The following is a 14371-nucleotide window of genomic DNA, read 5'->3' as shown; positions in this document are numbered from 1 at the left end:
TTACAGACAAGGGAATGCCTCCTGAGCCGACCTCACCTGCGGCCGGTCGGCAACCAGGCAAGCCTCACCAGGAGAAGTGCATGAGCAGCGTCGTCGCCGTCGTAAAAAGCATCATCGGCCAAGTGATTGCGGTATCCCCCGAAGGCGCCCAGCGCGTCCTGGTTGAAGGTGATCGCATCTACCAGGGCGAGCAGCTGCTCACCGGCGCTTCCGGCGCGGTGACGCTCGATGTCGGCAAGGGCAAGCTCGTGGACCTGGGCCGCGACAGCCAGTGGAGCAGCGCCGACCTGCCACAGGCCGAGGCGCACCACGCCGCCGCGCAGCCGGTCAATGCACCGAGCACCGAGGACCTGCAGAAGGCCATCGCCGCTGGCCTCGACCCGACCCAGGCCCTTGCCCCCACTGCGGCGGGCCCGACTGCCGCGCCTTCGGCGGCTGGCGGCAATGGTGGCGTTGGCGGCGGCCACAGCTTCGTGGTGCTGGATGCCACGGCCGGCCGCGTCGACCCGAACATCGGCTACTCCACCGCCGGCCTGGACAACGGCGGTGCGGCTGCCGACGAGCGTCAGGGCGAACTGCCGCCCAACCTCGCGCCGGCGTTCACTGACGGCAGCAACGGCGTGCTGAATCTCACCACCGCCGAAGACACCCTCCTCACTGGCGCCTTCTCCGCCCGCGACCCGAATGGTGACCTGATCTCCTACAGCGTCGGCCAGGCACCGGGCAACGGCCTGCTGGTACTCAATCCCAACGGCACCTGGCAGTACAACCCGAACGGCGACTACAACGGCGCCGACAGTTTCACTGTGATCGTCACCGACGCCCGTGGCGCCACCAGCACTCTGGTGGTGAACGTCGGCATCACCCCGGTAAACGACGCCCCCGTGGCCACTGGCACCTATACCAGTGCCATCACTGACACCGCCGCCAACGACAGCTTCGCCGACATCAAGGGCCAACTGACCGCCACTGACGTCGACGACACCAACCTGACCTGGAGCGGCAGCGCCAAGGGCACCTACGGCGAACTGACCGTCAACGCCGACGGCAGCTACACCTACGTGGTCGATGCCAACGCCGTGAACGCCCTGCCCCTGGGCCAGAACCCGAGCGAAAACTTTACCGTCACCGTGACCGACCCGTCCGGTGCCACCGACACCCGCGTCATCACCATCAACGTGCAGGGCGCCAACGACACCCCGGTCGCCCAGGATGGCCAGGCCAGCGGCAACGAGGACAGCCTGATCGGCGGACAACTGGTGGCCACCGACCGCGACACCGGCAGCAGCCTCACCTTCACCACCAACGGCAATCCGCCGGCGGGCTTTACCCTGAAGCCGGACGGCCGCTGGACCTTCGATGGCAACGACCCGGCCTACCAGCACCTGGCCGAGGGCGAGACCCTGGTGGTGCAAGTGCCCTACACCGTCACCGATGAGCACGGCGCGACCAGCACCGCCACCCTCACCGTGACCCTGACCGGCACCAATGACGCGCCGGTCGCCCTGCCGGGCGCAGCCACCACCGAAGAAAACACCGTTCTCAACGGCCAGGTCCCGGCCGCCTCCGACGTGGACGGCAACGTCGCCGGCTACCAGCTGACCACCGGTGTCGGCAACGGCAATGGCAACCTGACCTTCAACCCGGACGGCAGCTACAGCTTCAACCCCGGCAAGGACTTCGACAGCCTGGCCCAGGGCGAGACCCGTGACGTCACCTTCACCTACCAGGCCAAAGACAACAACGGCGCGCTGAGCGACCCGCAGACCATCACCATTACCGTCACCGGCACCAACGATGCCGCCGTGATCGGTGGGCAAGGCAGCGCCAGCGCCGATGAAACCGACGCCCCGCTCACCCTCGATGGCAAGCTGACCATCAGCGACGTCGACAGCCCGGCCAGCTTCCAGGTCCAGAACAATACCGCCGGCCAGTACGGCAAGTTCAGCGTGGGCGCCGACGGCTCCTGGAGCTACGTCGCCAACGATGCCTACAACGAACTGAAGGTCGGCGAACACCTCAGCGAAACCTTCACCGTGCTGGCCGCCGATGGCACCAGCACCAGTGTCACCGTGACCATCAATGGCACCAACGACGCACCGGTCGCCTACGCCGACAGCAAGACCACCGAAGAGAACACCGGCCTCAGCGGCCAGGTGCCGGCCGCCACCGACGTGGACGGCAGCGTGGTCGGCTACCAGCTCGCCACCGGCGTGGGCCAGGGCAATGGCAGCCTGACCTTCAACACCGACGGCAGCTATAGCTTCAACCCCGGCAAGGACTTCGACGGCCTGGCCGAAGGCGAATCCCGCGACATCACCTTCACCTACCAGGCGAAGGACGACAACGGAGCCCTGAGCGCTCCGCAGACCATCACCATTACCGTCACCGGCAGCAATGACGCACCGATCGCCAGCGCCACCAGCGGCGCGGTGCAGGAAGATGCGCAGATCAGCGGCCAGCTCGCCGCCACCGACGCCGACGATGGCGCCAAGCTCACCTACACCCTGGACAAGACTGCCCCGGCCGGCTTCAGCGTCGATGCCGACGGCAAGTGGACCTTCGATGCCAGCAGCAGCGAGTACCAGCACCTGAAGGCCGGCGCTACACAGACCATCAGCATCCCGTTCACCGTCACCGACGAGCACGGCGCCACCAGCTCCAGCAGCCTGACCATCACCGTCACCGGCACCAACGATGCGCCGGTAGCCAACGCGGCGGCCGCCAAGGCCAGCGAAGACAAGCTCAGCTTTGGCAAACTGACCGCCAGCGACGTCGACGACGGCGCCAAGCTCAGCTTCAGCCTCAATGACAAGGCACCGGCCGGCTTCACCCTGTTCAAGGACGGCACCTGGGCCTTCAGCGGCCTCGACCCGGCCTACCAGAGCCTCGCCGCCGGCGAGACCAAGGTCCTGTCGATCGACTACACCGTCACCGATGAACACGGCGCCACCAGCACCAACACCCTGACGCTGACCGTCACCGGCACCAACGACACGCCGATCGCCCTGCCCTCGCTGATCAACCCGGTGAAGGAAGACGCGCAGATCAGCGGCACGCTCAAGGCCATCGATGTCGACAACGGCGCCCAGCTCACCTACAGCCTGAACAAGGCCGCTCCGGCGGGCCTGACCCTGGGCAGCGACGGCAAGTGGAGCTTCGATGCCAGCGATGCCGCCTACCAGCACCTGAAGGCTGGCGCGACCCAGCTCATCAGCGTCGGCTACACCGTCACCGACGAACACGGTGCAAAAACCAGCAGCCTGCTGGTGATCACCGTCACCGGCACCAACGATGCGCCCAAGGCTGACGCTGCTACTGCAGCCGCCCAGGAAGACGCTGTCAGCAAGGGCCAGCTCACCGCCACCGACGTGGACGACGGCGCCAAACTGAGCTTCAGCGTTTCCGGCAACCCGCCGGCCGGCTTCACCCTGAAGACCGACGGCAGCTGGACCTTCGATGGCAAGGACCCGGCCTACCAGGCCCTCGCCGAAGGCGAGACCAAGGACATCCAGGTCAAGTACATCGTCACCGACGAACACGGCGCGACCGATACGCAGACCCTGACCATTACCGTCACCGGCAGCAACGACGCCCCTGTCGCCTATGCCGATACCGTCACCACCGAAGAGAACACCGTTCTCAACGGCCAGGTTCCGGCCGCCACCGATGTCGACGGCACCATTGCCAGTTACCAGCTGACCAGCGATGTCGCCCAGGGTAAAGGCTCGCTGACCTTCAACGCCGATGGCAGCTACACCTTTACGCCCGGCAAGGACTTCGATCACCTGGCCGATGGCCAGAGCGACACAGTCACCTTCACCTACCAGGCCAAAGACAACAACGGCGCCCTGAGCGACCCGCAAACCATCACCATCACCGTCACCGGCAGCAATGACGCGCCGGTCGCCAGCACCACCAGCGACAAGGCGAACGAAGACGCGAAGATTTCCGGCCAGCTCGCCGCCACCGACGCCGACGATGGCGCCAAGCTCACCTACACCCTGGACAAGGCTGCCCCGGCCGGCTTCAGCGTCGACGCCGACGGCAAGTGGACCTTCGATGCCAGCGCCAGCGAATACCAGCACCTGAAAGCCGGTGCCACCCAGACTATCCAGGTGCCGTTCACCGTCACCGATGAGCACGGCGCCACCAGCTCCAGCAGTCTGACCATCACCATTACCGGCACCAACGACGCGCCCATCGCCAACGCGGCTTCTGCCAGCGTCACCGAAGACAAGCTGAGCATCGGCAAGCTGACAGCTTCCGACATCGACGACGGCGCCAAGCTCAGCTTCAGCCTGAACGGCAAGGCACCAGCGGGCTTCGCTCTCGGCAAGGACGGCAGCTGGATCTTCAACGGCCTCGACCCGGCCTACCAGAGCCTCGCCGCCGGCGAGACCAAGGTCCTGTCGATCGACTACACCGTCACCGATGAACACGGCGCCACCAGCACCAACACCCTGACGCTGACCGTCACCGGCACCAACGACACGCCGATCGCCCTGCCCTCGCTGATCAACCCGGTGAAGGAAGACGCGCAGATCAGCGGCACGCTCAAGGCCATCGATGTCGACAACGGCGCCCAGCTCACCTTCACCACCGGCAAACTACCGGCGGGTCTGACCGTCGGCAGCGACGGCCAGTGGAACTTCAACGCCGGCGACGCGGCTTACCAGCACCTCAAGGCTGGCGCCACGCAGATCATCAGCGTGCCCTTCACCGTCACCGACGAACACGGTGCAAAAACCAGCAGCCTGCTGGTGATCACCGTCACCGGCACCAACGACGCCCCGGTGGCCAATGCCGCCGCCAACGTCGCAGCCACCGAAGATCAGGTCAGCCAGGGCCAGTTCACCGCCTCCGACGTGGACGACGGCGCCAAGCTTTCCTTCAGCGTCTCCGGCAACCCGCCGGCCGGCTTCACCCTGAAGACCGACGGCAGCTGGACCTTCGACGGCAAGAACCCGGCCTACCAGTCCCTGGCCGAGGGTGAAACCAAGGACATCCAGGTCAAGTTCATCGTCACCGATGAGCACGGCGCCACCGATACCCAGACCCTGACCATTACCGTCACCGGCACCAACGACGCCGCCGTGATCACCGGCCAGAACAGCGGCAGCGCCAATGAAACCGATGCCCCGGTGACCATCGGCGGCAAGCTCGATGTCACCGACGTCGACAGCCCGGCGGTCTTCCAGAGCCAGACCAACACCGCCGGCGACCACGGCAAGTTCAGCATCGGTACCGATGGCACCTGGAGCTACGTTGCCAACAGCGCCTACAACGAACTGAAGGCCGGCGAGCATCTCACCGACAGCTTCACCGTGAAGGCCGCCGACGGCACCAGTACCACCGTCACCGTGACCATCAACGGCACCAACGACAAGCCGGTCGCCAGCGCCGATACCGCCACTACCGAAGAGAACACCGTTCTCCATGGCCAGGTTCCGGTCGCCACCGACATCGACGGCACCATCGCCAGCTATGAACTGGCCAGTGGCGTTGCGCAGGGCAAAGGCTCGCTGACCTTCAATGCCGACGGCAGCTACACCTTCACCCCCGGCACCGCCTTCGATCATCTGGCCGCAGGGGCCAGCGAGGATGTCACCTTCACCTACCAGGCGAAGGACAACAATGGCGCCCTGAGCGATCCGCAGACCATCACCATCACCGTGACCGGCACCAACGATGCCGCCGTGATCACCGGCCAGAACAGCGGCAGCGCCAATGAAACCGATGCCCCGGTGACCATCGGCGGCAAGCTCGATGTCACCGACGTCGACAGCCCGGCGGTCTTCCAGAGCCAGACCAACACCGCCGGCGACCACGGCAAGTTCAGCATCGGTACCGATGGCACCTGGAGCTACGTTGCCAACAGCGCCTACAACGAACTGAAGGCCGGCGAGCATCTCACCGACAGCTTCACCGTGAAGGCCGCCGACGGCACCAGTACCACCGTCACCGTGACCATCAACGGCACCAACGACAAGCCGGTCGCCAGCGCCGATACCGCCACTACCGAAGAGAACACCGTTCTCCATGGCCAGGTTCCGGTCGCCACCGACATCGACGGCACCATCGCCAGCTATGAACTGGCCAGTGGCGTTGCGCAGGGCAAAGGCTCGCTGACCTTCAATGCCGACGGCAGCTACACCTTCAACCCCGGCACCGCCTTCGACCACCTGGCCGCCGGCCAGAGCGAGAACGTCACCTTCACCTACCAGGCGAAGGACAACGACGGTGCGCTGAGCGACCCGCAGACCATCACCATCACCGTCACCGGCACCAATGACGCGGCAGTGATTACCGGCCAGACCAACGGCAGCGCCAATGAAACCGACGCTCCGGTCACCATCGGCGGCAAGCTGAATGTCACCGACGTCGACAGCCCCGCGGTCTTCCAGAGCCAGACCAACACCGCTGGCGATTACGGCAAGTTCAGCATTGGCGCTAACGGCGCCTGGACCTATGTCGCCGACAGTGCCTACAACGAACTGAAGGTCGGCGAAAAGCTCACCGATAGCTTCACCGTGAAAGCCGCCGACGGCACCAGCACCACCGTCACCGTGACCATCAACGGAACCAACGACAAGCCGGTCGCATTCAGCGACACCGCGACCACCGAAGAGAACACCGTTCTCCACGGCCAGGTTCCGGTCGCCACCGATATCGACGGCGCCGTCGTCCGCTACGAGATCACCAAGGACGTCGGCCAGGGCAAAGGTACCCTGACCTTCAATAACGACGGCAGCTACACCTTCAACCCCGGCACCGCCTTCGACCACCTGGCCGCCGGCCAGACCGAGAACGTCACCTTCACCTACCAGGCGAAGGACAACGACGGTGCCGTGAGCGATCAGCAGACCATCACCATCACCGTCACCGGAACCAACGACGCCGCGGTGATCACCGGCCAGACTGGCATCAACGCCTACGAAGCCGACGCCCCGCTCACCCTGGGCGGCAAGCTGAATGTCACCGATGTCGACAGCCCGGCATCCTTCCAGGCCCAGAACAACGTCTCCGGCGCTTACGGCAAGTTCAGCATCGGTGCAGACGGCAACTGGAGCTACATCGCCAATTCCGCCTACAACCAGCTGAACGTCGGTGATCGACTGACCGACACCTTCACCGTGAAGGCGGCCGATGGCACCAGCACCACCGTCACCGTGACCATCAACGGCACCAACGACAAGCCGGTCGCATTCAGCGACACCGCGACCACCGGCGAGAATGCCGTGCTCCAGGGCAAGGTCCCGGTCGCCACCGACATCGACGGCACAGTGGTCAACTATCAGCTGACCACCGGCCTGGCGGCGGGCAAGGGCACACTGAGCTTCAGCCCGAACGGCACCTACACCTTCAATCCGGGCACCGCGTTCGATCATCTGGCGCAAGGTCAGTCCGAGAATGTCACCTTCACCTACCAGGCGAGGGACAACAGCGGCGCACTCAGCGATCCGCAGACCATCACCATTACCGTCACCGGCACCAACGACAAACCGGTGGCCTACGCCGACACCCAGACCACCGAAGAGAACACCGTTCTCAACGCTCAGGTGCCGACCGCCACCGACGTCGACGGCACCATCGCCGGCTACCAGCTGGCCACTGACGTGGCCGCCGGCAAAGGCACCCTCGTCTTCAACACCGACGGCAGCTATACCTTCACGCCGGGCACAGCCTTCGACCACCTTGGCGCCGGCCAGAGCGAGAACGTCACCTTCACCTACCAGGCGAAGGACAACAATGGCGCGCTGAGCGACGCGAAGACCATCACCATCACCGTCACCGGCACCAACGACAATCCGGTTGCCGTGCCGGACACCGCGCACACCAATGAAGACACCGCGATCCGTATCGAGGTGCTGGGCAACGACACCGACGCGGAAGGCGACAGCCTGCTCGTCACCGGCGCCAGCGCCGGCAACGGCACCGTGGTGATCAACCAGGACGGCAGCCTGAGCTACACGCCGAAGGAAAACTTCAGCGGCTCCGACACCATCACCTACACCATCAGCGATGGCAAAGGCGGCACCGCCACCTCCACCGTGGCGGTGAGCATCGAAGCCGTGGCGGACAAGCCCAACCTGAGCCTGGACGGCAGCACCACTCACCCGAAAGCCACCGGCCTGACCGTGGACACCTGGACCGGCCTGGCCCTGGGCAATGGCGGCAACGGCGCGGCACCGGACGACCTGCAGGCGAAGATCGATGCAGCCGGCACCCCGACCACCCATGGCTCCACCGACAGCGTGCGCAACACCGACGTCACCGCAGGTACCGCGACCAAGGTCAGCGGCCTGATCTTCCTCGAAGCCGGCCACACCTACACCTTCACCGGCGTGGGTGATGACAGCGTGCGCCTGGTCATCGGCGGCAGCACCGTCGCCGAAGCCACCTGGGGCGGCAGCAGCGGCAAGTTCAGCGGCAGCTTCACCCCGACCGAAAGCGGCTACTACCCCATCGCCCTCTACCAGCACAACCAGAGCGGCCCGGGCAACTACACCCTGAGCATTTCCGACAACGGCAGCACCGCGCAGGTACTGGGCACCGGCAGCGCCCAGGTGTTCCACAACACCGGCGAGCTGACCACCGGCGGCGAGCGCCTGTCCGACCTGACCGGCAGTTCTGGCCAGACTCACTACAAGGTCTTCGGCCTCAATGAAGGCAACGAAGACACCGCCATCAACCTGTCGAAGATCAAGGCCGCGCTGGTCGACACCGACGGCTCGGAAACCCTCTCGGTCAGCATCGGCAAGATTCCGGCCGGCGCTACCCTGAGCGATGGCAAGAACAGCTTCACCGCCGACGCCACCCACAACAGCATCGACCTCAAGGGTTGGAACCTCGATACCCTGACCCTGACCCCGCCGGCCGACTTCAACGGCACCATCAAGCTGGAAGTCAGCGCCACGGCAACCGAAAGTAGCAACAACGATGCAGCGACCCGCACCGTCGACCTGAACGTCACCGTCTACCCGGTGAACGATGCGCCGACCGTGAGCGGTGCGCAGAACCTCACCACCGACGAGGACACCTCGGTCAACGGCCAGATCCACGCCCGCGACGTGGACGGCGACACGCTCAGCTACGCCGTAAAGAACGGCAGCGGCCCGGCCCACGGCTCGGTGACCTTCGGCAGCGACGGCCAGTACACCTACACCCCGGCCAAGGACTACAACGGCAGCGACAGCTTCACCGTGGTGGTCAGCGACGGCAAGGGCGGTAGCGTCGAGCAGGTGGTCAACGTCGGCATCAACCCGGTCAACGACGCCCCGACCACCGCCGACCAGAGCAAGACCGTCGCCGAAGACAGCCCGCTGACCGGCAAGATCATCGCCAGCGACGTCGAAGGCGACACCCTGAGCTACGCCGTGAAGAGCGGCGTCACCCACGGCACCCTGGTGCTCAACACCGCCACCGGCGACTACACCTACACCCCGGCCGCCAACTACAACGGCCCGGACGGCTTCACCATCACCGTCAGCGACGGCAAGGGCGGCACCGCCAACTCCGTGGTGAACATCACCGTCACCCCGGTCAACGATGCCCCGGTGTTCAACGCCCCGAGCAACACCACCACGCCCGAAGACACCGTGCTCACCGGCAAGGTCAGCGCCACCGACGTCGATGGCGACAGCCTCACCTACAGCCTGAAGTCCGGGCCGAGCCATGGCAGCATCGTGGTCGACGCCGCCGGCAACTACACCTACACGCCGAGCAAGGACTACAACGGTGGCGACAGCTTCACCGTCACCGTCAACGACGGTCACGGCGGCGTGGTGGATCAGCTCGTCAACCTCACCATCACCCCGGTGAACGACGCGCCGGAAGCGAAGAACGACAGCAAGTCCACCGGCGAGAACAGCCCGCTCAGCGGCCAGGTACCGACCGCCACCGACGTGGACAGCTCGGTCAACCCCAACGGCTACGCACTGGTCCAGGGTGTGGGCAACGGCAATGGCAGCCTGACCTTCAACGCCAACGGCAGCTACGTGTTCAACCCGGGCACCGACTTCGATTCCCTCGCTCCGGGCGAAAGCCGCCAGGTGACCTTCACCTACACCGCGAAGGATGCCCAAGGCGCGGTCAGCGCACCGGCCACCGTGACCATCACCGTCAACGGCGCCAACGACGCCCCCAACGGCGCCGACAAGGCCATCACACTGGATGAAGACACCTCGCGCAGCTTCAGCGCCGGCGACTTCGGCTTCACCGACATCGACCACAATGACGCCCTCAGCGCCGTGCGCATCGACAGCCTGCCCACCAACGGCAGCCTGAAGCTCAACGGCGCCGCCGTCACCGCCGGCCAGGTGATCGACGCTGCCGACCTCGGCAAGCTGGTCTTCACCCCGGCGGCCAACGCCAACGGCACCAACTACGCCAACTTCACCTTCTCGGTGAAGGACAGCAACGGTGCCTTCGACGCCACGCCGAACAAGATCACCCTCAACGTCACCCCGGTGAACGACAACCCGGTGGCAGTGAACGACAACTTCACCGTCAGCGGCCTGAAGGGCAACTACTGGGGCTACAACGAAGGGCCGGACGGCAGCAACCTGACCAGCCTGAGCCAGGTGACCGCCTTCATGAACGGTCACGCCGCCAGTGCCACCTTCACCTCCACCACGCTGAACTACAACCTCAGCGGCGGCGACCTGGGCGGTGACGGCAACCTGCAGAAGTTCCTGGGTAACGACGCGGGCTCGCTGAACACCGACCCGGCGAACACCTCGGATGCGATCATCCAGCTCACCGGCGCGATCAACCTCAACGCCGGCAGCTACCAGCTGCGCGTCAACGCCGACGATGGCTTCAGCATCAAGATCGACGGCGTGGAAGTGTTCAAGTACGACGCCATCCAGAGCCCCACCGGCCGCGAGTCGGCGGTGTTCAACATCGCCCAGAGCGGCAACCACACCATCGAAATCATTTACTGGGATCAAGGTGGCCAGGCCCAGCTGCAAGTGGAGATGCGTCCGCAGGGCGGCACGTACACCACCGTGGGCGGCACTGCGCTGACGCACGCAGTGGGCGAACTGGTGACTAACGAAGACACCGCGCTGACCATCGCGCCGAAGACCCTGCTGGGCAATGACAGCGACGTCGACGGCGACAGCCTGACCATCCTCAGCGTACAGAATCCGGTCAACGGCACTGTCGCGCTGGTCAATGGCAACGTCGTCTTCACGCCGGCCAAGGACTTCAACGGCAGCGGCAGCTTCACCTACACCATCAGTGACGGCCATGGCGGCACCAGCACCGCGACCGTCACCGTGGGTGTCAACGCGGTGAACGATGCACCGGAAGCCAAGAACGACCTGCAGACCACTGGCGAGAACAACACGCTCAATGGCCAGGTTCCGGCGGCCACCGACATCGACAGCGCGGTCAACCCCACTGGCTACGCCCTGGTACAAGGCGTAGGTGCCGGCAACGGCAGCCTCACCTTCAACGCCAACGGCAGCTACGTGTTCAACCCGGGCACCGACTTCGACTCGCTGAACGTCGGCGAATCGCGCCAGGTGACCTTCACCTACACCGCGAAGGACGCCCAGGGCGCGGTCAGCGCACCGGCCACCGTGACCATCACCGTGACCGGCAGCAACGACCTGCCCACCGCCACCGACAGCACCGTGACGCTGAACGAGGACGGCAAGCGCAGCTTCAGCGCCAGCGACTTCGGTTTCAGCGACAAGGACGCCGGCGACGCGCTCAAGGCCATTCGCATCGACAACCTGCCCAGCGCCGGCAGCCTGACCCTCAATGGCCAGTCGGTGACCGCCGGCCAGGTGATCGCTGTCAGCCTGCTCGCCAGTCTCGTCTACACCCCGGTGGCCAACGCCGCGGGCAATGCCTACGCGACCCTGAAGTTCTCGGTACAGGACAGCCACGATGGCTTCTCCAGCTCGCCCAGCACCCTGACCTTCAACGTCACCCCGGTGAACGATGCGCCGCTGTCGGCGGACGGTTCGGCCAGCATCTACGCCGGCAAGACCTACACCTTCGCCCTCAAGGACTTCGCCTTCAGCGACACCGCGGACTCCGCCAACGGCCAGAACCACAGCCTGCAGAACATCCTGATCAAGGCCCTGCCGGCTACCGGCAGCCTGCTGCTCAACGGCCAGGCCGTGACTGCCGGCCAGTCGATCAAGGCCAGCGATGTCTCCAGCGGCAAGCTGACCTACGTACCGGACAGCTCGGGCAGCAACGCGCACTTCGACTTCGCGGTGCAGGACAGCGGCGGCGTGGCCAACGGTGGCGTCGATACTTCGGGCACGTATGGCTTCGATATCCATGTCGGCCAGGTGCAGATCCCCGGCACCACGCCCAACGGTGACAACACCCTCACCGGCGGCTCGGGTGACGACGTGATCCTCGGCGACGTGGGCGGCCTGCTTACCACTACCCAGCCGGGCACCAACTACAACATCGCCCTGGTGGTCGATACCTCCGGCAGCATGGCCTACAACCTCGCCGGCAACAGCGGTGCGGCCTACGCCGACTCGCGAATGAAACTGATCAAGGATGCACTGATCAACCTGGCCAACGAGCTCAAGGGCCACGACGGCGTGATCAACATCAGCCTGATCGGCTTCTCCGCCAGTGCCAGCATCAAGGTCAGCATCGCCGACCTGAACAACGGCAACGTCGACCAGTTGATCAACGCCATCGGCAAGACCCAGACCACTGGCCTGCAGGCCGACGGAGGGACAAACTATCAGTCCGCCTTCGAGCAGGCGGTCACCTGGTTCAACGGCCAGAAGAACGGCTACGAGAACCTTACGCTGTTCCTCACCGATGGTGATCCGACCTACTCGAAGAATTACGGCAGCGGTAACAGCACGACCTACGACGTCGTTCGCGAGTCGGTGCAGTCCTTCTCCACCCTCAGCGACCTGAGCGACGTGCGGGCCATCGGTATCGGTAGCGGCGTGAACGCCGACCTGCTGAAGTTCTTCGACAACAGCAACATCACCGGCACTGGCTCGCTGAGCTTCGGCTCGACCAGCCTCACCAGTACCCTGCATGACTTCAACAACGGCAGCCTCTCTGGCTGGACGCTGAGCAGCAAGGGCACCGGTAACGGCTCGACCGTCGAGTTCCCCTGGTTCAGCAGCAATGGCTATCTGCACATGGTGGATACCAATGCGAGCGGTTCGACAACCGCCATCAGCCCGAACATGACCGTTGCCGCGGGTTCCACTTCGACCTTCAGCTTCGGCGTCAGCGAAAGCATGCGCAACGGTGACGATTTTGTCTGGAAGCTGGAAAAGCTGGTGGGTGGCGTCTGGACCCAGGCAGATACCGGAACGGTTAACTTCCAGACCGGTGACGCCACCATCACCACCAAATCGGTGGACGGCGGCAGCTATCGCTTCGACTTCATTCTGACCGATAACACCAACCAGGGTACGGCGACCGTCGATATCGACAACATCAAGCAAGTCACTTCAACGCCGACGCTGGTCAGCGGTCCGACCGGCCAGGTGGATATCGTCAAGCAGGCCAGCGACCTGACCGCTGCTCTGCACGGCGGTTCCAGCAGCTCGGAACTGGCGCCCTCGGGCCACGACACCATCTCCGGCGGCGCGGGTGACGACATCATCTTCGGTGACACCATCAACACCGACAACCTGCCCTGGGGCGTCAACGGCAACCCGGCCAAACCGGCCGACATGCCAGCAGGCTCAGGGGTCAGCGCACTGTCGGCGTTCCTGGAACTGAAAAACGGCCACGCAGCGACCAGCGACGAGATGTACGACTACATCAAGACCAACCACGCGCTGTTCAACGTCGAGGGCGATACCCGTGGCGGCGACGACCACCTGTATGGCGGCGATGGCAACGACATCCTCTACGGCCAGGGCGGCAACGACTTCCTGTTCGGCGAGAACGGAAATGACATCCTCTTCGGCGGCACCGGCAACGACCAGCTCACCGGCGGCAAGGGCAACGATATCCTCACCGGCGGTGCGGGTGCCGACACCTTCATCTGGAAGGCTGGCGATATCGGCAACGACACCATCACCGACTTCAAGGCCGGTGAAGGCGACCGCATCGACATCAGCGACCTGCTGCCGGAGACCGCGCACAACGACATCCTCAGCTACCTGAAGGTGGACACCACGACCTCGACCCTGCAGGTGAGCACCACCGGGCAGATCAACAACGGCGGCGCGGCGGATGTCACCATCAAGCTGAGCGGCGTGGATCTCTCGGCCTACGGCTCGACCTCCACCGAGATCGTCAACAAGCTGGTGGCGGGTTCCGACCCGGTGGTCAAGACTGAGCATCACTGATCCGCGGTTGCCGCAAGGCGTCCGAACGATCAGGCTCTGACACGGCGACAGCGGGATCA

General features: G+C 64.9%; 1 protein-coding gene. It reads left to right on the top strand.

Annotated elements, in window-relative coordinates; all coding sequences use genetic code 11:
* Positions 1 to 80: 80 nt before the first annotated feature.
* Entirely contained in the window at positions 81 to 14312 is a 14232-nt protein-coding gene (locus ACNFH5_RS15710) for a retention module-containing protein (protein WP_416747426.1), read from the top strand.
* The last annotated feature ends 59 nt before the right edge of the window (positions 14313 to 14371 follow it).

Origin of the sequence: Pseudomonas sp. NY15435, assembly GCF_048068295.1 — a bacterium.
Taxonomy (GTDB): Bacteria; Pseudomonadota; Gammaproteobacteria; order Pseudomonadales; family Pseudomonadaceae; genus Pseudomonas.
Note: the sequence above shows the minus strand (reverse complement) of the source record. Positions and strands in the feature narration are given on the sequence as shown.